Source organism: Caballeronia sp. NK8 (assembly GCF_018408855.1).
In the GTDB taxonomy this organism is placed as follows: Bacteria; Pseudomonadota; Gammaproteobacteria; order Burkholderiales; family Burkholderiaceae; genus Caballeronia.
Genome location: NZ_AP024323.1, coordinates 1,064,599 through 1,082,931 on the forward strand (window position 1 = coordinate 1,064,599; position 18,333 = coordinate 1,082,931).

22 protein-coding genes are annotated in these 18,333 nt (G+C 62.9%); 12 read left to right on the forward strand and 10 right to left on the reverse strand.

Annotated features, from left to right (window positions below; translation table 11 throughout):
* Positions 1–2: 2 nt before the first annotated feature.
* From NK8_RS19625 to NK8_RS19640, 4 genes are read right to left on the reverse strand one after another with little or no spacing between them, the layout of a single operon-like run.
* Positions 3–1,193, reverse strand: coding sequence for an ABC transporter substrate-binding protein (locus NK8_RS19625; RefSeq protein ID WP_213229107.1), 1,191 nt, complete (start codon positions 1,191–1,193; stop codon positions 3–5).
* Positions 1,194–1,227: 34 nt separating this feature from the next.
* A complete protein-coding gene (locus NK8_RS19630) occupies positions 1,228–1,941 on the reverse strand; it encodes an ABC transporter ATP-binding protein (RefSeq protein ID WP_213230440.1) in 714 nt (237 codons plus the stop codon).
* Positions 1,932–2,720: an ABC transporter ATP-binding protein gene (locus NK8_RS19635; RefSeq protein ID WP_213229108.1), complete on the reverse strand. Its 789-nt coding sequence runs from the start codon at positions 2,718–2,720 to the stop codon at positions 1,932–1,934. Before NK8_RS19635 ends, NK8_RS19630 begins: the two co-directional genes overlap by 10 nt.
* Entirely contained in the window at positions 2,717–4,597 is a 1,881-nt protein-coding gene (locus NK8_RS19640) for an ABC transporter permease (RefSeq protein WP_213229110.1), read from the reverse strand. The genes NK8_RS19635 and NK8_RS19640 overlap by 4 nt, the downstream gene beginning before the upstream one ends.
* 8 nt (positions 4,598–4,605) lie before the next feature.
* On the opposite strand from NK8_RS19640, the gene NK8_RS42830 reads away from it, so the two are divergent.
* From NK8_RS42830 to NK8_RS19655, 3 genes are all read left to right on the forward strand, one after another.
* Positions 4,606–5,007, forward strand: coding sequence for a hypothetical protein (locus NK8_RS42830; RefSeq protein ID WP_225936280.1), 402 nt, complete (start codon positions 4,606–4,608; stop codon positions 5,005–5,007).
* A 144-nt stretch (positions 5,008–5,151) separates the two neighbouring features.
* A complete protein-coding gene (locus NK8_RS19650) occupies positions 5,152–6,486 on the forward strand; it encodes a glutamine synthetase family protein (protein ID WP_213229112.1) in 1,335 nt (444 codons plus the stop codon).
* 17 nt (positions 6,487–6,503) lie between these two features.
* Positions 6,504–7,880 (forward strand): aspartate aminotransferase family protein, encoded by a 1,377-nt coding sequence (locus tag NK8_RS19655; RefSeq protein WP_213229114.1) that lies wholly within the window; start codon positions 6,504–6,506, stop codon positions 7,878–7,880.
* On the opposite strand, the gene NK8_RS19660 is transcribed toward NK8_RS19655, so the two are convergent.
* Both NK8_RS19660 and NK8_RS19665 read right to left on the reverse strand, forming a co-directional pair.
* Entirely contained in the window at positions 7,864–8,760 is an 897-nt protein-coding gene (locus NK8_RS19660; RefSeq protein ID WP_213229116.1) for a LysR substrate-binding domain-containing protein, read from the reverse strand. The genes NK8_RS19655 and NK8_RS19660 overlap by 17 nt on opposite strands.
* Positions 8,761–8,825: 65 nt before the next feature.
* Positions 8,826–9,779 (reverse strand): 2-hydroxyacid dehydrogenase, encoded by a 954-nt coding sequence (locus tag NK8_RS19665; RefSeq protein ID WP_213229118.1) that lies wholly within the window; start codon positions 9,777–9,779, stop codon positions 8,826–8,828.
* A gap of 254 nt (positions 9,780–10,033) precedes the next feature.
* Here NK8_RS19665 and NK8_RS19670 point away from each other — a divergent pair, with 254 nt between their 5' ends.
* On the forward strand, positions 10,034–11,422 hold the full coding sequence (locus NK8_RS19670) for an MFS transporter (RefSeq protein ID WP_213229120.1): 1,389 nt from the start codon (positions 10,034–10,036) through the stop codon (positions 11,420–11,422).
* 52 nt (positions 11,423–11,474) lie between these two features.
* On the opposite strand, the gene NK8_RS19675 is transcribed toward NK8_RS19670, so the two are convergent.
* Positions 11,475–12,110: a TetR/AcrR family transcriptional regulator gene (locus NK8_RS19675; RefSeq protein WP_213229122.1), complete on the reverse strand. Its 636-nt coding sequence runs from the start codon at positions 12,108–12,110 to the stop codon at positions 11,475–11,477.
* A 158-nt stretch (positions 12,111–12,268) separates the two neighbouring features.
* Between NK8_RS19675 and NK8_RS19680 the strand changes: the two genes are divergently transcribed.
* The 4 genes from NK8_RS19680 (at position 12,269) to folE (ending at position 14,140) form a co-directional block, all read left to right on the forward strand.
* Complete coding sequence (locus NK8_RS19680) at positions 12,269–12,679, forward strand: nuclear transport factor 2 family protein (RefSeq protein WP_061175529.1); 411 nt, start codon at positions 12,269–12,271, stop codon at positions 12,677–12,679.
* A 14-nt stretch (positions 12,680–12,693) separates the two neighbouring features.
* The gene (locus tag NK8_RS19685) at positions 12,694–13,137 is read left to right on the forward strand and encodes a VOC family protein (protein WP_213229124.1); all 444 of its coding nucleotides are present in this window, start codon (positions 12,694–12,696) and stop codon (positions 13,135–13,137) included.
* 66 nt (positions 13,138–13,203) lie between these two features.
* Entirely contained in the window at positions 13,204–13,407 is a 204-nt protein-coding gene (locus tag NK8_RS19690) for a hypothetical protein (protein WP_061175417.1), read from the forward strand.
* Between the two features lie 82 nt (positions 13,408–13,489).
* The gene (folE, locus tag NK8_RS19695) at positions 13,490–14,140 is read left to right on the forward strand and encodes a GTP cyclohydrolase I FolE (RefSeq protein WP_162067721.1); all 651 of its coding nucleotides are present in this window, start codon (positions 13,490–13,492) and stop codon (positions 14,138–14,140) included.
* 42 nt (positions 14,141–14,182) lie between these two features.
* Here folE and epsC read toward each other — a convergent pair whose 3' ends face one another.
* Both epsC and NK8_RS19705 read right to left on the reverse strand, forming a co-directional pair.
* Complete coding sequence (gene epsC, locus NK8_RS19700; protein ID WP_225936281.1) at positions 14,183–15,175, reverse strand: serine O-acetyltransferase EpsC; 993 nt, start codon at positions 15,173–15,175, stop codon at positions 14,183–14,185.
* 133 nt (positions 15,176–15,308) lie between these two features.
* Positions 15,309–15,542, reverse strand: coding sequence for a hypothetical protein (locus tag NK8_RS19705; RefSeq protein WP_162067722.1), 234 nt, complete (start codon positions 15,540–15,542; stop codon positions 15,309–15,311).
* Positions 15,543–15,821: 279 nt separating this feature from the next.
* Between NK8_RS19705 and NK8_RS19710 the strand changes: the two genes are divergently transcribed.
* Positions 15,822–16,271: a DUF3005 domain-containing protein gene (locus tag NK8_RS19710; RefSeq protein ID WP_225936282.1), complete on the forward strand. Its 450-nt coding sequence runs from the start codon at positions 15,822–15,824 to the stop codon at positions 16,269–16,271.
* Positions 16,272–16,332: 61 nt separating this feature from the next.
* On the opposite strand, the gene NK8_RS19715 is transcribed toward NK8_RS19710, so the two are convergent.
* Positions 16,333–16,485 carry a hypothetical protein gene (locus tag NK8_RS19715; protein ID WP_174258074.1) on the reverse strand — a complete coding sequence of 51 codons (153 nt, stop codon included), beginning with the start codon at positions 16,483–16,485 and terminating at the stop codon, positions 16,333–16,335.
* Between the two features lie 170 nt (positions 16,486–16,655).
* Here NK8_RS19715 and NK8_RS19720 point away from each other — a divergent pair, with 170 nt between their 5' ends.
* The 3 genes from NK8_RS19720 (at position 16,656) to NK8_RS19730 (ending at position 18,330) form a co-directional block, all read left to right on the forward strand.
* Complete coding sequence (locus NK8_RS19720; RefSeq protein WP_213229126.1) at positions 16,656–17,111, forward strand: hypothetical protein; 456 nt, start codon at positions 16,656–16,658, stop codon at positions 17,109–17,111.
* A gap of 107 nt (positions 17,112–17,218) precedes the next feature.
* Positions 17,219–17,821: a short chain dehydrogenase gene (locus NK8_RS19725; RefSeq protein WP_213230445.1), complete on the forward strand. Its 603-nt coding sequence runs from the start codon at positions 17,219–17,221 to the stop codon at positions 17,819–17,821.
* Positions 17,822–17,904: 83 nt separating this feature from the next.
* Positions 17,905–18,330: a GNAT family N-acetyltransferase gene (locus tag NK8_RS19730; protein ID WP_162067725.1), complete on the forward strand. Its 426-nt coding sequence runs from the start codon at positions 17,905–17,907 to the stop codon at positions 18,328–18,330.
* The last annotated feature ends 3 nt before the right edge of the window (positions 18,331–18,333 follow it).

Here is an 18,333-nt window from a genome sequence, read left to right on the forward strand (position 1 = left end):
CGTTATTCCGCCGGACGCAGCTTCTTCACTTCGTCATCTGACGGCTGCACGCTCGCGCCATCGACATAGCGGTACGACGTCATCACGCCCTTGCCGTCCTTCAGCCCCGTCACGCCGACATAGGCGCCCATCGTCGATTGATTGTCCTGCCTGCGATAAGTGATCGGACCGAAAGGCGTATCGACGGTCAAGCCCTTGAATGCGGCGGCGAGTTTGTCGGCGTCAGGCGAGGCGGCTTTTTTCAGGCCGTTGGCGATCGACATCATCGCCGTATAGCCCACGACCGAGCCCAAACGCGGATAGTCGTGATACTTCGCCTCATACGCAGCGACGAATTTTTTGTTCTCGGGCGTATCGATCGAATACCACGGATAGCCCGTCACGATCCAGCCGACCGGCGCTTCCTTGCCCAACGGATCGAGATAATCCGGCTCGCCCGTCAGCAACGATACGACCGCGCGATCCTTGAACAAACCGCGCGTATTGCCCTCGCGCACGAACTTGCCCAGATCGGCGCTGAAGAGCACGTTGAAGATGGCGTCCGGTTTGGCATCGGCGAGCGCCTGCGTGACGGCGCCCGCATCGACGTTGCCGAGCGGCGTCGCCTGTTCCATGACGAATTCGACATCCGGCTGCGCGGCCTTCAGCAGGCGCTTGAAGGTGGCCGCCGCGGACTGGCCATACTCGTAGTTCGGATAGACGAGCGCCCAGCGTTTCTTCTTGAGCTTCGCGGCTTCGGGCACGAGCATCGCGACCTGCATGTACGTCGACGGACGCAGCCGATACGTGTATTTGTTGCCGTCCTGCCAGACGATCTTGTCGGTGAGCGGCTCGGCCGCAAGGAAGAAGATGTGCCGCTGCTTCGCAAAGTCCGCGAGCGCGAGTCCCGTGTTCGACAGAAAGCCGCCGAAGAGCAGCTTCACCTGTTCGCGCGCGACGAGTTCCTGCGCGACACGAACCGTATCGCCGGGGTTGCCGTTGTCGTCGCGCGAGACGACTTCGAGCTTGTTGCCGTTGATGCCGCCCGCCGCGTTGATCTCGTCGAGCGCGAGATTCCAGCCGTTCTTGTACGGCAGCAGAAACGCGGGCTGCGCCTTGTAGCTGTTGATTTCGCCGATCTTGATGGTGTCGGCGTGCGCGGCGAATGCGATGCTCGCTGCGATGGCGGCGAGGGTTAAGCGCAGTGGCGTCATCGGGTTCTGTCCTCTCTGTTTGGATGTGATTCGTTCATACGCCAAGGAATTCGCGGCGCGCGGCATCGTCGCTGGCGAATGCGTTCATCGCGCCTCGATAGCGTATCTGGCCTTTTTCCAGCACATAAACGCGGTCACTGACGAGTTGCGCGAAATGCAGGTTCTGCTCGGACAGCAGAATGGCGAGCCCTTCGCGTTTCAGTTCGAGAATCATATCGGCCATCTGCTCGACGATCACGGGCGCGACGCCTTCCGATGGTTCATCGAGCAGCACGAGACGCGGATTGCCCATCAGCGTGCGCGACACGGTCAGCATCTGCTGCTCGCCGCCGCTCATGCGGCTCGCGCGACGGTTGCGCATCTCACCGAGATTCGGAAACACGCGAAAGAGCTTCTCGGGGGTCCACAACGGCGCGTCATCGCGCGGCGGCTGACGGCCCGTGTCGAGATTCTCCATCACGGTCAGATCGCCGAACACGCGGCGATCTTCAGGCACATAGCCCAAACCCCTGCGCGCGATGCGATGCGGCGCCATGCCCGCAATGCTCTCGCCCATGAACGACACCGCGCCCGAGATGCGCGGCAGAAGGCCCATCACGGCTTTCATCGTCGTCGACTTGCCTGCGCCGTTGCGGCCCATCAGCGCGACGACTTCGCCGCGCTGCACCTCGAAGCCGACATCGAACAGGATCTGCGCGCCGCCATAGAACGCATTCAGCGCATCGACTTTCAGCAGCGTCATGACGATGCTCCCGCGCCCAGAGCCGCACGCGGCGCGAATGACGCGCCCGTGCCGAGATAGACCTCGCGTACGCGCGCATCGTTGCGGATGGCTTCGGCATCGCCTTGTGCGATCAGACGGCCGCGCGCGAGCACGATCAGGCTGTCTGCATGCGCGAACACCACGTCCATGCTGTGCTCCGTGAACAGCACGCCGATGTTGCGCTCTTTCGAGAGACGCGCGGTCAGCGCCATCAGTTCATTGCGTTCCTGCGGCGCCATGCCCGCGGTCGGTTCGTCCATCAACAGAAGCCTCGGATGATTGGCCAGCGCGATCGCCAGTTCGACGCGCTTCACGTCGCCGTATGCGAGCACCGCGCAACTGCGGCGCGCGTGCGCGGTCATGCCGACGAGATCGAGCAAGGCCATCGCTTCATCTTCCTTCCATGACGCGACACGCCCGAACAGGCTATGGATGCGCCGCTCGCGCGACAGCAGCGCCATCTGCACGTTTTCGAGCACGGTCATCGAATTGAAGGTCGCGGCGATCTGAAACGTGCGGCCCACGCCGAGCCGCCAGATGTCGCGCGGGCGCATGCCGGCGATGTCGCGTCCGTCGAAACGGATCGAGCCTGCGCTCGGCCGGAGCTGTCCGTTGATCATGTTGAAGCACGTCGATTTACCCGCGCCGTTCGGGCCGATCAGCGCGAGCAGGCGCCCCGCTTCGAGATCGAACGATACGTCGTCGACCGCCTGCACGCCGTCGAAAGACTTCGAGAGATGCGCGATGGACAGCAGTATCGTCATTGCGCCTCCCGGAAGAATCGATCGCGCACGAAGCCCGCAATGCCTTGCGGAAACGCGATGACCATCACGAGAATCGCCGCGCCGAGCAGCGCCTGCCAGTAGTCGGTCTGTCGCGCGACAGTGTCTTGCAACCAGGTGAACACGCTCGCGCCGACGATCGGTCCGGCCAGCGTCTGAATGCCGCCGAGCAGGACCATCACGAGGCCATCGACCGAGCGGCCCACGCTGATGACTTCGGGCGAGATGTTGCCCTTCGAGAATGCGTAGAGCGAACCCGCCAGCCCGCACACGAGCGATGCGACGACGAACGCGGCCCACTGCACGCGCGCGACGTTCACGCCGATCGCTTCGGCGCGCAAGGGCGAATCGCGGCCCGCGCGCATCGCGAAGCCCAGCGGCGAAAACAGCATGCGGCGCAACAGCCAGATGCCGAGCACCGCGAACCCGAGCGTGAGGTAGTAGAACGCGACCGGCGATGCGAGCCACGGCGACGGCCAGATGCCCAGAATGCCGTTGCTGCCGCCCGTCACCGCGTCCCATTGAAAGACGACGGACCACACGATCTGCGCGAACGCGAGCGTGAGCATCGCCAGATACACACCGGAGAGACGCACGCAGAACCAGCCGAACACGAGCGCGCCCATGCCCGCGAGAAGCGGACCAAGCACGAGCGCGGCTTCCATCGGCAACGCGAAGACCTTGAGAAACAGGGCCGCGCCGTATGCGCCCAGCCCGAAGTACGCCGCGTGGCCGAACGAGTGCATGCCGCCCGGTCCCATGATGAAGTGCAGGCTCGCGGCGAACAGCACCGCAATCATGATCTCGACCAGCAGCACGGGCAGATACGGAAACGCATCGGCGGCGAGCGGCGCGAGCGCAAGCGCAGCCACGACGACGGCCGCGCCGATCTTCATGGTGCGCGTGGCGGGCCGCAAAGGCTGATCGGCGGGCGCGGCGGAACGGGCGATGGCCTGCGCGCGCCCGAACAATCCCCACGGACGCAGCACCAGCACGACGGCCATCACGACAAACTCCGCGACGAGCGTGAACTTCGACAACGAGAAGTCGATGCCCCCGATCGACACGTGCCCGATACCGATGCACATCGCCTTGATCTCCGCGATCAGCAACGCGGCGACGAACGCGCCCGGAATCGAACCCATGCCGCCGACCACGACCACGACGAACGCATTGCCGATGGTTTCGAGATCGAGCGACAGATTCGCCGACATGCGCGGCACCTGCAGCGCGCCGCCGAGTCCCGCGAGCAACGCGCCGACGAAGAACACGCCGGTGAATAGCCACGCCTGATTGACGCCGAGCGCGCCGAGCATCTCGCGATCCGCGCTCGCCGCGCGCACCAGCGTGCCCCAGCGCGTGCGCGTGAGCGCATACCAGAGCGCGAGCAGCACGAGCGGACCGATGACGATCAACGCGAGATCGTAAGTGGGCAACGCATGGCCGAGCAACTGCACCGCGCCTTCGAGATGCGGCGCGCGCGGGCCGAACAGATCTTCCGGTCCCCACACGTAGAGCGCGGCATCGCGAATGATCAGCACGAGCGCGAAGGTGGCGAGCAGATGAAAGAGTTCGGGCGCGCGATAGATGCGCCTCAGCACGCCCACTTCAATCGCCGCGCCGATCGCGCCGACCAGGAGCGCCGCGCCCGCCACCGAGGCCCAGAAACCCGCCACGCTCGCGCCGAAACGGCTCGTCAGGCTATAGGCGATATACACGCCGAGCATGTACAGCGAGCCATGCGCGAAGTTGACGATGCGCGTGACGCCGAAGATGAGCGACAGGCCCGACGCGACGAGAAAGAGCGCACAGGCATCGGCCAGGCCGTTGACGAGTTGGACGAGCAGGTTGGAGAGCATCGGGCTCTGTGGACGTTCGAAGCGAAAGAGCCGACATTATCGATGAATTGCGCAACGAACTCCGAAACGCTCGCGCGGCGCGAATCATTCGCGTGCGCCGCTGGAAAAAACGTATTGACGGCGTTTATGTCTCGTATATCCTCGTTGAAGGGCAATTGTCGGCATTGCATCGCCGGCGGTCGCCCTGCCAATCAATTCGCCAAACGAGTGTTATCGTGAAAGCCCAAAGCCCTCTGGCCTGTCGGAGCGTGTATCGCTCCTGCGCCGATCGCTGCGGCACGACTTCCGGGCGCCGCTTCCTGTCGGTTCTGACCGTTCTTTCCCGCCGCTGCGTGCGGCGTCGCAACGTCGTCTCTGCGCGTGCGTTCATCGCCGTGCAACGCGTCGGCGCAGCGTCACTGCTGCCGTAGCGCCTCCTCCCGTTTCCCCTCGCTAGCTGACTGGTTCGCGCGCGTGCGTCCGCACGCGTGAATGCGCGCGCCTTTTCATTGCGCCTTCGCGATGCATCGCGAAGGCCGTGGACTCATGCGCCTGCTCAATACACGAGAACGACAATGGAACGCATCGACGAATTCCTCCGAAAACATCGCATCACCGAAATCGAAGCGATCATTCCCGATATGGCCGGCACCGCGCGCGGCAAGATCATTCCGCGCAGCAAGTTCGAATCGGGCGAATCGATGCGCCTGCCGCAAGCCGTGATGATCCAGACCGTCACGGGCGACTATCCCGTCGACGGCAGCTTCACCGGCGTCACCGATCCCGACATGGTGTGCGTGCCCGATCCCGCGACGATCCGCCTGATCCCGTGGGCCGTCGATCCGACCGCGCAGGTCATCCACGACTGCGTGCATTTCGACGGCACGCCCGTCGCCATTTCGCCGCGTCGCGTATTGCGGCAAGTGCTGCAGAAATTCGCGGCGAAGGGCTGGCGGCCGGTCGTCGCGCCCGAACTCGAATTCTTTCTCGTCGACATGAACCGCGATCCGGACCTGCCGTTGCAGCCGCCCGTCGGCAGAACCGGGCGCGCGGAAACGGGACGTCAGGCCTATTCGATCGATGCGGTCAACGAGTTCGATCCGCTCTTCGAAGACATCTACGAGTATTGCGAAGTGCAGGAACTCGAAGTCGACACGCTGATTCACGAAGTGGGCGCGGCGCAGATGGAAATCAACTTCATGCACGGCGACGCGCTCAATCTCGCGGACCGCGTGTTTCTCTTCAAGCGCACGGTGCGCGAGGCGGCGCTGCGCCACAAGATGTACGCGACTTTCATGGCCAAGCCGATGGAAACCGAGCCGGGTTCGGCGATGCACGTGCATCAGAGCATCGTCGATGAAGAGACCGGGCGCAATCTCTTCACCAATCGCGAAGGCGAACCGACCGGGCTTTTCTATAGCTACATCGCGGGCTTGCAGAAATACACGCCCGCGCTCATGCCGATCTTCGCGCCGTATATCAATTCTTATCGCCGGCTATCGCGCTTCATGGCCGCGCCGATCAACGTGCAATGGGGCTACGACAATCGCACCGTGGGCTTTCGCGTGCCGCATTCGTCGCCACAGGCGCGGCGCATCGAGAATCGCATACCGGGCGTCGACTGCAACCCGTATCTCGCGATCGCGGCGACGCTGGCCGCCGGTTATCTCGGCATGACGCAGCATCTCGAACCGACCGAGCCGCTTGCAAGCGACGGCTATCGCCAGCCGTATCAGCTGCCGCGCAATCTCGAAGAAGGCCTCACGCTGATGGGCGCCTGCGAGCCGCTCGCCGAGATGTTCGGCGAGAAGTTCGTGCGCGCGTTTCTCGCGCTGAAGGAAACCGAATATGAAGCGTTCTTCCGCGTGATCAGTTCGTGGGAACGCAAGCATCTCTTATTGCACGTCTGATATCGGGAGAAGACGACATGAACGATCGAATCGATTCGACAGCTCAATACCGCGCGCTCGATGCCGCGTATCATCTGCATCCGTTCTCCGACATGGGCGCGCTCAATCGCGCGGGCAGCCGCGTGATCGTGAAGGCCGAAGGCGTTTATTTGTGGGACTCGGACGGCAATCGCATCATCGACGGCATGGCTGGTTTGTGGTGCGTGAACGTGGGCTATGGACGCCGCGAACTCGCGGATGCCGCGCTGAAGCAGATGCAGACGCTGCCCTACTACAACACCTTCTTCAAGACGACACATCCGCCGGTGATCGAACTCTCCGCCTTGCTCGCGGAACTCGCGCCCGCGCGATTCAATCGCTTTCTCTATTGCAACAGCGGCTCGGAGGCGAACGATACGGCGCTGCGGGCGGTGCATCGCTACTGGGCCGTGCAAGGCAAGCCGAAGAAGCGTCATGTGATCGCGCGCACGAACGCCTATCACGGCTCGACCATCGCGGGCGCCACGCTCGGCGGCATGAGCTACATGCACGAGCAGATGCCGTCGAAGATGGAGCACGTCGCGCATATCGATCAGCCCTACTGGTTTGGCGAAGGCGGCGCGATGAGCGCGGACGCGTTCGGGCTCGCGCGTGCCCGCCAGCTCGAAGAAAAGATCATCGAGCTCGGCGCGGAGAACGTTGCGGCGTTCATCGGCGAGCCGTTTCAGGGCGCGGGCGGCGTGATCTTTCCGCCAGCGAGCTATTGGCCGGAGATCGAGCGTATCTGCCGCAAGCATGATGTATTGCTGATCGCCGATGAAGTGATCGGTGGCTTCGGGCGCACGGGCGAATGGTTCGCGCATCGGCACTTCGGCTTCGAGCCGGATGTCATCACGATGGCCAAGGGTCTCACGAGCGGCTATGTGCCGATGGGCGCGGTCGCGCTATCGGACACCATCGCGGACGCGATCGTGAACAGCGGCGAGTTCAATCACGGCTTCACGTATTCGGGGCATCCCGTCGCTGCCGCTGTCGCCGTGGCGAATCTGAAGCTGCTGCGAGACGAAGGCATCGTGGCGCGCGTGAAGAACGATGCAGGCCCGTACTTTCAACAGCGCTTGCGCGACGCGCTGGGCGACCATCCGATTGTCGGAGAGATTGCGGGCGTGGGGCTCGTCGCGGGCATTCAGTTGGCCGTTGATCGTGTGACGAGAAAGCGCTTCGCCAATGGCGACGATATCGGCACCCTGTGCCGCGATTTCTGCTTTGCGGGCAATCTCGTGATGCGCGCGAGTCACGATCGCATGTTGCTGTCGCCGCCGCTCGTTGTCAAGCATGACGAAATCGACGAGATCGTCGAGAAGGCCAAGGCCGCGCTCGACGCGACATCACACGCGATCACGCACGCCGCTTGACGAAGTATTCCGCCGCCATGTGCCGGAAGGCCGTGACGGCGGGATTGTCCTGATCCGTGCGCCACGCCATGCTCATTTCCGCCTGAACGGTATTGCCGGCGATGTCCCTGAACTCGACATTGTCGTAATGAAACCGTTGCGACGATGCCGGAAGAATCGACACGCCCAGGCCCGCGCGCACGAGCGACAGAATGGTCGGCGTCTGATCGATGTATTGCGTGAAATGCGGCCTCACTTCATCGGCGACGAGCATGCTCATGATGCGATCGTGGAAGTATTTGCCGTGCGTGGGCGAATGCATGATGAACGCCTGCTCGTGCAACTGCGCGAGTTCGAGTTGTTCGAAGCGGCACAGTTCGTGTTTCGCGGGCAGCGCGACGATCATCGGCTCGCGATCGACAAGAAGGAACTCCACTTTCTGACGCGACGGCAGCGGCCGCATGAAGCCGAGGTCGATCGCGTTCGCTTCGAAGCCTTCGATCTGCGCGACCGAGATCATCTCCAGCAACACGACATCGATATCCGGCAGATCACGCTTCGCCGCGACGAGCAACTCGGGTATCAACTCGTAGCCCGCCGCGCCCGTGAAGCCGATTCGCACCCGCCCGGTCTTGCCCTTGCTCGCGCGCCTGACCGCGCTTTCCGCCTGCTCGGAGAGATTGAGCAGACGCGTTGCATCCGCGAGAAACACGCGCCCTTCGGTCGTCAGCTTGACCGCGCGGCCGACGCGTTCGAAAAGCTGCACGCCCAGGTTCTCTTCCAGCAGATGAATCTGTCTGGAAAGCGGCGGCTGCGTCATGTGGAGCAATGCCGCCGCGCGCCTGAAATTCAGCTCCGTGGCGGCGGCGACAAAGCAACGCACTTGTCCGAGATCGAGCATTCGTAATCGACGTTGAAGTGATAGCCGATCATTATATGTTCGCCCCGGGCGCGTTGAAGCCGCGTTTATGTCGTCAGGCTGCCTTCGGGACGGTGTCCCGCGAGACCTTGCGCAAGACTCGCGAGCACCATCTCGCCCATCGCCGTGCGCGATTCCACCGTCGCGCTCGCGCGATGCGCCTGCAGCACGACGCGATCCATGTCGAACAGTTCGACGGGCACATTGGGTTCATCGACGAACACGTCGAGCCCCGCGCCCGCGATCGCACCGCGCGAGAGTGCTTCGACGAGATCGCTTTCCACCACGAGCTTGCCGCGCGCGATGTTGATGAGATAGCCATCCTTGCCCAATGCATCGAGCACGGCGGCGTTCACGATGCCCTTCGCCTTGTCGGCCGCCGCTGCAAGAATCAGGATGTCGCTTTCGCGGGCGAGCGACAGCAGATCCGGCACGAAGCGATAGTCGACGCCGTCGATCGTGCGCACGTCCGTATAGGCGATCGGGCAGGCGAATGCGGCGGCGCGCTGCGCGATCGCGCGACCGACCTTGCCGAGCCCCACGATGCCCACGCGCTTGCCGCTGAAACGGCGCGCCAACGGAATCGCGCTCGGGCTCGGGTTCTTCACCCATTTGCCGGTCTTCACGAAGTCGTTGCCGGGGCAGATCTCACGCAGCACGGTCAGGATCAAACCGATCGCGAGATCGGCCACGTCCTCAGTCAACGCGCCGAAAGTGCCCGTCACCGGAATGCCGCGCGAACGCGCGAACTCGAGATCGACCGCATCGGTGCCGACACCGTTCACCGCGATCACCTGCAACGCGGGCAAGCGCTCGATCAGATCGTTCAGAATGCCCGTATGCCCGCCGGTGATCACGCCGCGAATCGACGCGCCGTGCTCGCCGATATACGCGTCCTTATCGTCCTTTTCGAACAGGCGATGCATCGTGTAGAGCGCATCCAGTTTCTCATTGATGGCCGGTACGAGGATGGGGTTCAGTTGCAGAATGCTCGGCTTCAATTCGCGTGCTCCGTGGGTTTCGTTTTCGATGTGGAGCGGATGATGTCTGCTTCTGCCGGTCGCGTCCAATCCCAAAAGGCTATCAATTGATCCACGAATCGAACCAGTGTCGATAACGCTTGCGATCGATTCAATCCGGGAATCAGGTAATAGCAATAAAAGATTGGACGCTGTTGCGGGCCATCCCCACAATTCGAAGCATCAGAAGGCATATCAACAATAAAGCCTTGAAAAATGACATCGGAGACAACAGCGTGAGCCTGCGCCCTACCAGCAACGCCGACGGCATCATCGCTTCCTCGAACGCGGAACCCATCGCCGAGAAGCGCACGAAACATCGCTGGATCGTGATGGGACTGATCTTCTGCATCTGGGCCATCGCGTGCGCGGATCGCGCCAATTTCGGCATTGCGCTGCCGTATCTGAAGAAGGAATATCACATCACCAATACCGAAGCGGGGCTCATCGTGAGCCTGTTTTCCTTCGCGTATGGCTTCGTGCAGATTCCTGTCGGCCTCCTCTATAAACGGCTCAGCGAAAAGACCACAGGCTTGCTGTTCTCCGTCTTCATGATCCTGACTTCGGTGTTCACGGGCCTGATGGGCACGACATCGTCGGTGTTTCTGCTGATGACGTATCGCGTGGGGCTCGGGCTGTCGGAAGGACCGCTCGGCATCGGCTGCACGAACGTGATCAATCGCTGGTTTCCCGCGAAGGAAAAAGGCACCGCAACGGGTCTGTGGATCGCCGCGTCGAAGCTCGGGCCGCTGATCGTGCCTTCGGTGTGCCTCATCGTGATCCACTTGTGGGGATGGCGCGAGATCTTCTATGTGTTCGCGATTCCGGGCATTATCCTCGCGCTCGTCTGGTTGATGTTCGTGACGAATTCGCCCGGCGAGAACCGCTTCTGCTCGCCCGCCGAGCGCCGCTATATCGCCGATGAAGCGACCGTCGACAGCAACGGCGGCAAGTCGTTCACCCGCGCGCGCATGACGCCGATGCCTCGGCTCGACGCGATCAATCGCACGAAGCGCGTGCCGCAACTGGAGACGATTCGCCAGGTGTTCGGCTCGTGGAACATCTTCGGCATCGCGCTGGGTTATGGCTGCATGATCGGCATCAGCAACATCTTCATCTCGTGGATTCCCACGTATCTCATCACGGTGAAAGGCTTCGCTTCGGTGAAGATGGGCTTTCTCGCGTCGGCGCCTTTCATCGGCGCGGTGACGGGCAACATGCTCGGCGGCATCATCTCGGATCGCCTGCTCGGCGGCCGCCGCAAGCCGATGATGATGCTCGGCGCGCTCGGCACGATGATCATGACGTTCCTGCTGATCGACGCGCCCGACAGCGTCGCTTACCTCGGCGCGGCGCTGATCATGGCGGGTCTCATGCTGGGTATCGGCTTCGCGGGTTACTCGGCGTATCCGATGGGACTCGCCACCAAGTCGACGTATCCGACCGCGTTCGGCATCGTGAATTCGGTGGGGCAGATCGGCGGCGCATGCGCGCCGCTCGCGGTCGGCTTCCTGCTCGACAGCTATAGCTGGACCGCGGTCTTTCTCTACATGGTCGGAACGGCGACCTTGTGCCTGCTGCTGCTCTTGAGCGTGGTCGAGCCGATAGCGGACCGGTCGAAATAAGCAGACGAATCGCGCCGCTGCGGGCGACGGGTACCAGCCGAAACTCAACCGCTCAAAGCCCGCTGTCGACCATATCGAGCAGACGTTCGGCAAGCGGTTCGATCTGCGCGCGCGCAAGACCCTGCAACGGCCCCTCGATCACGAGCAGCGCAAAGCCATGCACCGCGCTCCACGCGAGATATTCAGCCTCGGGCCGCCGCTTCGCATCGAGCGCGCCCGCCTCCACCATGTCGTCCAGCGCACGGCTCAGCAACTCGAACGGATCGAGTCCGCTCGGTCCGGCGCCGTAAGACGCGTCGTGTTCGCCCCACTCGCGCTGAGGCGCGGCGAACGCCGTGCGAAAGAGCCCGGTTTCCTTTTGCGCAAAGCGCAGGTAGCCCGCGCCGATGGCTCGCAATCCCGCGCGCGCCGCATCGGCGCGGCGGCGCTTTTTCGGGCGCGCGGCCAACTCCTCTTCCATTGCCTGCGCCACCCGCGACAGCGCCGCCGAACGCACCGCCGATAGCAATTCCAGACGGCTTTCGAAGTGACGATAGGCTGCGTTCGGCACGACGCCCGCGCGGCGCGTCGCTTCGCGGAGCACGATCGCATCCGGTCCGCCTTCGCGCGCCAGCTCGATACCCGCATCGATCAGCGCGCGGCGCAGGTCGCCATGTCGGTAGGTGCTGCGCGGCTTGCCATTTGTCATTTTGATTCGTCGGGCTTTCCAGATGTGGACACTGTCCATTATCTCTGCTACTTTTTGTGGACGGTGTACACAAACTCAAAAATAATTGTTCATCGGCGTTTGTCGTTGCTTTGTCACGACGCGGCGGCATCGTTTCCAATACGTGCAAGGAGGCAATCATGACCGGACCAGACGATGTCGCGCGCATCCGTGAACTGATCGAAGCGTGGCGGCAGGCGGTGCTCGCGAAAGACGTCGGCGCGCTCGTCAGTCATTACGCGCCGGATGTCGTCGTGTTCGATGTCGTGCCGCCGGCATCGATCAAGGGCGTCGAGCATTATCGCGAGAACTGGCGGCGCTGGTTCGACAGCATGAAAGGCCCGCTCACGTTCGAGATGCGGGAAGTGGAAGTCGCCGCGAGCGGCGATCTGGCTTACGCGCACTCCGTCAATCGCGTCGCCGTGGGCGAGCAGGAGGACATCGTGCGCGCCACCGTGTGCTTCAGGAAGATCGACGGCGACTGGCGTGTCGTGCACGAACACGCATCGGTGCCGCTCATGATGGATATGGACCCCGACGAAAAGTCATAACGCAAGGAGCAGACATGCAAGTGCAACCCTATCTGTTTTTCGAAGGCCGCTGCGAAGAGGCGATCACGTTTTATCGCGAGAATCTGGGCGCGCAAGTCGTCATGATGATGCGCTTCAGCGAAAATCCGGAAGCCGGCAAGGCTGAAACGGCCAGCGGATGCAGCCTTCCGCCGGGATCGGAAAACAAGATCATGCATGTGGCCTTCACCATCGGCGATTCAATGCTGATGGCGTCCGACGGCATGTGCAGCGGCAAGCCGGAGTTCAAGGGCGTATCGCTTTCGCTCACGGCCAACGACGAACAGCAAGCGGAAAAGTACTTCAACGCGCTGTCCAACGGCGGCCAGGTGCAGATGCCGATGACGCAAACCTTCTTCGCCAAGCGCTTCGGCATGGTCGCCGACAAGTTCGGCGTCTCGTGGATGGTGCTGGGCGGCGTCGAGCACAAGCCCGCGTGAGCGCATCGTCCGGCTGGAACGCCGCTTGCGCACCTTTCATCGCATCAATTCGAAAGGAGACGCACCATGAGCAACTACGCCGGACGTTCTCAGGAAGACCGCATCGCGCAGCGTAAGGGCAAGGCGCAACCTTCGCAGGAACAGCCGGGCGGGTCGATGGCCGAGCCCGGCACGGAACCCGACAAGGACCATAGTAGCGGCCAGTTGTCGGAGGAAGGCAAGCGCGTCTGGCGAACGGGTTCGGGTATCGATGGAGGCGGAAAGACCTGACATTCATATCGACCATCGGAAACGTGAAACAATAGCGGGATGCAGAACGCATTGATTGCATCTTGACTGACAGGAGTTTTCGATGAGCGCCCCGCGCAAAAACCATCTTTCAGGCTCGGACATGCCTGCTGAACAAGCCGATCGTCCGACCCGCGAGGAAGCCGAAGCCGCCGTGCGCGTTCTCTTGCGCTGGGCCGGCGACGACCCGAGGCGCGAGGGACTGCTCGACACCCCGGGCCGCGTCGTGCGCGCCTACGAGGAGTTTTTCGCGGGCTACGATCAGAATCCGCACGAGATCCTTGCGCGCACGTTTTCCGAAGTGCAGGGTTATGACGAGATGATCGTCCTGAAGGACATTCGTTTCGAAAGCTATTGCGAGCATCACATGGTGCCGATCATCGGCCGCGCGCATGTTGCGTATCTGCCGAACAAACGCGTGGTCGGCATTTCGAAGCTCGCGCGCCTCGTCGATGCATTCGCCAAGCGGCTGCAGATTCAGGAGAAGATGACCGCGCAGATCGCCGATACGCTGAACGAAGTGCTTCAGCCGATCGGCGTCGGCGTGATTCTCGAAGCCGCGCATCAATGCATGTCGACGCGCGGCGTGCACAAGGCGGGCGTCGCGATGGTCACGTCGCGCATGCTCGGATCGTTTCGCGACGATCCATCGACGCGGCGCGAGTTTCTATCCATCGTCGGCAATGCGAGCGCGTTCAGCGTATCGAATACGTAAAGAACGTAACGACAGAAAGGGCCTCGCGGCCCTTTCGTCATTTCATGCACCGAATCCGTTGCCTGGCACATCCGGCCCGCTGCCCTCGCGGATCTTGCCCTGCGACACGTTGCTGCCTGGCGGCACGCTGTGCGTGAGCCACACATTGCCGCCGATCACCGAACCCTTGCCGATGGTCACGCGGCCGAGAATGGTCGCGCCCGCATAGATGACGACATCGTCCTCGACGACAGGATGCCGCGCGTTGCCCTTCACGAGCGCGCCATCGCTGGTCGAAGGAAAGCTCTTCGCGCCGAGCGTCACGGCCTGATAGACACGCACATGCTGGCCGATCACCGCCGTCTCGCCGATCACGACGCCCGTGCCGTGATCGATGAAGAAGCTCGGCCCGATCGTCGCGCCCGGGTGAATGTCGATGCCCGTCAGCGAATGCGCGATTTCGTTGATGAAGCGCGCGAGCAACGGCACGCCGAGCTTGTGCAGCGCGTGCGCGAGACGATGATGCGTCATCGCCCAGATGCCGGGATAGCACAGCAGAATTTCGGTGATGTGCTGCGCGGCCGGATCGCCGGTGAACGCCGCCTGAATATCGCTCACGAGCAGCGCGCGAATCTGCGGCAACTGCGAGCCGAATTCGCGCGCGACCGCGAAGGCCTGCGCGGCGAGTTCGGCTTCGCTCGTATCGCGATGCTCGGGCAGGAAGCGCAACGCGCGGCGAATCTGCTCGCGCAGCAGGCGCAAGTTGCTTTCGAGCGTCTGGCCGACGTAGTAATCGACGCTTTCGTCGGTCAGATCGGGCGCGCCGTAATGCGTGGGAAACAGCGCGGAACGCAGACCGTTGACGATCCTGACGATCGCATCGCGTGAAGGCAGCTCGCGGATGCCGAGCGGATGCCGCGTGCGATGCAACTCTTCGCGCGACTGACGCAAGTCCGCCACGATGCGGGCAAGGCCCCATTCCTGAGGCGTGTCGCGTGATGTTTCGCGAGAGGGTTCGAGCGGCGGTATGGATCCAGGCGTGGGCGTGTTCTGCATGTCGGCGATGAAGCAAGAGAAGCGGCCGCCGCGCCTTGCGCAACGGGTCAAACGTCAAGATTAACCGGTTTTCGCGAAGCCTGCCGCCCGGCGCCTCGCGCGCCCGGGTTCGCGATGTTCATCCGCACATCGCTCACGCCGTTACGTTACTGGCGTCGATCCAGCGCACGGCCCAATCGCGCGCGTGCGCGATGGCGGCCTCTGCGTCGCGAAATCGCAGGTCCGACGGAAAGAAGCGGTTCGCGACGAGCTCGCCATCGCTCGATCGCGAGATCACCACATACGGCTGATAGCTGCCATCTCCGGCCCGGGCGGGCGCGCAGTTCAGAAGGTAGCCTCGATGTGAAAAGGCTGCATCGTGTTGCATGAGTCACCTGTGTGAAAGTGCCCTGCTCGTTCGAATCGCATTGCTCTTCTTCGACGGCAACGTGAAACGCGCCCTCCTGATTGTTCGCGTCCCGCCTTGCGCTTTGCCGCCGACAGGTTCCAAATAATACTTGCAGGAAAACGGCTTGGGGTCGAAAAAAATGGCCGAAATTTTCGCTGTGCGGCGAGGCGCCCTCAGGCAAGGCTCGCGGTTCCGTCGCCAAATATCCGGAATGAGTCTTGCGTAGCGGTGGGTCGGTTCAGATCAACGGAGCACGCGATGAGCAACGCTGAAGCCAACAAGCATGTCGGTCCGCAGGGCCTCTATGAGAAAGCGCCGCGCGGTATCGATGTCGCCAACGATGACGGACCCGACGACACCGTCGATGCCGATATGAAGAACATCCACGCACGACGCGAAGCCGAGATGCGCGCGCGCGAGCCGGACGCCGTCATCAATTCGAACGCAACGCGGGTGAACTACGTGGCGGAGCCGGGCGATGGCCTCGGCGGCTTCGACAGCCGTCCCGGACGCAACGGCGTGTTGCTCGCGCTCGAGCGGGGTTATCGGCTGATCGATCACGGCATGGTCGCGCCGACGGTGCCCGAGATCGAAGACAAGGTGCGCTTCGAGGGACGCGATCCACACGGCCATACCTTGCGCGGGCGCAAGCACTACGCGCTCAATCATATGCGGCCGTCGCGATTGTTCGAGCTGGAACGCGGTTGAATCATCATAAGCAAAGAGCCGCATCGAATATGCGGCTCTCTTGTTTCAACGCGCATTCAGATCACTTCTTTTCGTCTTTCTTATCGTCCGTTTCGATGCGCGTTACGCCGCCGGTCGCGGGCGGATCGCTGGCGGGAAACGTGTCTTCGACGGCCTTGTCGAGATCGTCTTCATCACGCTCCGAGTGAGGATGCTGCTCTTTGACGTTGTTCATCGCGGGCTCCTTTTGGTCGCTGGTTTATCGGCATAAACTGGAAGCAACGCGCGTTCCTCGGAGCAGGCACGGCGTATGCGCAGTGACACCGCCAACGAAGCGCCGCATCGCAACAAAAAACGAGCGCGGCCGACAAAACGCACTGCAAGCGATCAAAGGGGAAAGGCCAGATGACGACGATCCACGCATACGACAATTACCCGCAAGATTCCGGCGAAGCCGCGCAACTGCAACCGGGCGCGCGCCATGTAGTCACCCCCGAACAGCGCTTCACCTCTGCGATTGCCTGCCTCGGCGCGGCCTACGCGCTGTCGTGGGCCGAGTTCGCGCTGACGCTCGCGATCGGCCTTCCTGGCGACGCGTCGAGCCATCCGCTGGCGGCGTCGATCACCTCGCGCGTGCTGGTCGGCCTGCTTTACGTGTGCGTTGCGTCGCGGCTGCAATGGGCGCGCTGGCTCGCCGTCGCGCTCGGGTTCGTGTCCGTCGCGCTCGTCGCGCCGACGCTCGCGCTGCAATGGCACGCGTTCCCGGCAGGCGCGTTCATCTGCGGAGCGGGACTCGTCTGCAAGTTCGCGGCATCGCTGTATCTGCTTTCGCCGATGCCCGCGCGCGCGGTGTCCGTCTAGTCATTCGAAACCCGCCGTTTGCAATCCTTGAAGCGGGCGCATCTTTTTCGCGCCCGCGCGCGCCCGCACAATGGCTGACATTCCCTCAACGCAAACTGTGCGAGCCAATCATGAAAATCGCTGTCATCGGCGCCACCGGTACGGTCGGCCGGGCGGTCGCCGCCGAACTGAAGTCCCGTCATGAAGTCTTCGAGATCGGCGCGACGCGCGGCGCGCATCGCGTCGATCTGCTCGATCCGAACAGCATCCAGCGGCTTTTCGAAGAAATCGGCCGCGTCGATGCGATCGTCGCGGCAGCCGGCCATGTGCACTTCGGGCCGCTCGTGGAGATGACGCCCGAGCAATTCCGCCGCGGTCTCGACGACAAGCTGATGGGACAGGTCAATCTCGTGCTCACCGCGCGTGATCATCTGAACGACGGCGGCTCGTTCACGCTGACGAGCGGCATTGTCGGCGCGGCGCCGATCCGGGACGGCGCGAGCGCGGCGGCGGTCAACGGCGCGATCGAAGGTTTCGTGCGCGGCGCGGCGATCGAGTTGCCGCGCGGCCTGCGCATCAACGTCGTCAGCCCGACGATGCTGGAGGAAGCGCGCGAAAGCTTCGGCCCGTACTTCCGCGGTTTCGAGGCCGCGAGCGGCGCGCGCGTGGCGCTCGCGTACAGCCGCAGCGTCGAAGGCGCGGAAACCGGCCGCATCTACAACGTGCACTGACACTGACAGACGCAAAGTGTGCATGGAGCACGGCGCGTCGATCGCCTATTCTCGTCGCTTCATGACGCACATGGAGCGACGCGATGCAGTGGACCCGGGACGACTATCGGCTGAGCACCGACATCGATGAATTCGACTTCGATGTCGTGCATCGTTACCTGAGCGAAGTGGCGTACTGGTCGCCCGGCATCGCGCGCGAAAAGGTCGAGCGAGCCGCGCGCCACTCGCTCGCGTTCGGGCTTTTTCGCGGCAACGCGCAGATCGGCTATGCGCGCATGATCACCGACACCGCGACCTTCGCCTATCTCGCCGATGTCTTCGTGCTGCCCGGGCACCAGGGCGCGGGCCTCGGCAAATGGATGATGCAATGCGTGATGGCGCATCCCGATCTGCAAGGATTGCGCCGCATGATGCTCGTCACATCCGACGCGCACGGGCTCTATGCGCGCCACGGCTTCGCCGCGAGCAAACATCCCGAGCGCATCATGGAAAGGATCGCGAAGGCTTAGCCG

Excerpts from the sequence above, each read along its gene's own strand:
- NK8_RS19640 (WP_213229110.1), bottom strand. The coding sequence starts at position 4,597 with ATGCTCTCCAACCTGCTCGTCCAACTCGTCAACGGCCTGGCCGATGCC.
- folE (WP_162067721.1), top strand. The coding sequence starts at position 13,490 with ATGAGCGCCCCGCGCAAAAACCATCTTTCAGGCTCGGACATGCCTGCT.
- NK8_RS19730 (WP_162067725.1), top strand. The coding sequence starts at position 17,905 with ATGCAGTGGACCCGGGACGACTATCGGCTGAGCACCGACATCGATGAA.
- epsC (WP_225936281.1), bottom strand. The coding sequence starts at position 15,175 with ATGCAGAACACGCCCACGCCTGGATCCATACCGCCGCTCGAACCCTCT.
- NK8_RS19625 (WP_213229107.1), bottom strand. The coding sequence starts at position 1,193 with ATGACGCCACTGCGCTTAACCCTCGCCGCCATCGCAGCGAGCATCGCA.
- NK8_RS19635 (WP_213229108.1), bottom strand. The coding sequence starts at position 2,720 with ATGACGATACTGCTGTCCATCGCGCATCTCTCGAAGTCTTTCGACGGC.
- NK8_RS19690 (WP_061175417.1), top strand. The coding sequence starts at position 13,204 with ATGAGCAACTACGCCGGACGTTCTCAGGAAGACCGCATCGCGCAGCGT.
- NK8_RS19720 (WP_213229126.1), top strand. The coding sequence starts at position 16,656 with ATGACGACGATCCACGCATACGACAATTACCCGCAAGATTCCGGCGAA.
- NK8_RS19660 (WP_213229116.1), bottom strand. The coding sequence starts at position 8,760 with ATGCTCGATCTCGGACAAGTGCGTTGCTTTGTCGCCGCCGCCACGGAG.
- NK8_RS19650 (WP_213229112.1), top strand. The coding sequence starts at position 5,152 with ATGGAACGCATCGACGAATTCCTCCGAAAACATCGCATCACCGAAATC.
- NK8_RS19715 (WP_174258074.1), bottom strand. The coding sequence starts at position 16,485 with ATGAACAACGTCAAAGAGCAGCATCCTCACTCGGAGCGTGATGAAGAC.
- NK8_RS19680 (WP_061175529.1), top strand. The coding sequence starts at position 12,269 with ATGACCGGACCAGACGATGTCGCGCGCATCCGTGAACTGATCGAAGCG.
- NK8_RS19675 (WP_213229122.1), bottom strand. The coding sequence starts at position 12,110 with ATGACAAATGGCAAGCCGCGCAGCACCTACCGACATGGCGACCTGCGC.
- NK8_RS19710 (WP_225936282.1), top strand. The coding sequence starts at position 15,822 with ATGAGCAACGCTGAAGCCAACAAGCATGTCGGTCCGCAGGGCCTCTAT.
- NK8_RS19685 (WP_213229124.1), top strand. The coding sequence starts at position 12,694 with ATGCAAGTGCAACCCTATCTGTTTTTCGAAGGCCGCTGCGAAGAGGCG.
- NK8_RS19705 (WP_162067722.1), bottom strand. The coding sequence starts at position 15,542 with ATGCAACACGATGCAGCCTTTTCACATCGAGGCTACCTTCTGAACTGC.
- NK8_RS19655 (WP_213229114.1), top strand. The coding sequence starts at position 6,504 with ATGAACGATCGAATCGATTCGACAGCTCAATACCGCGCGCTCGATGCC.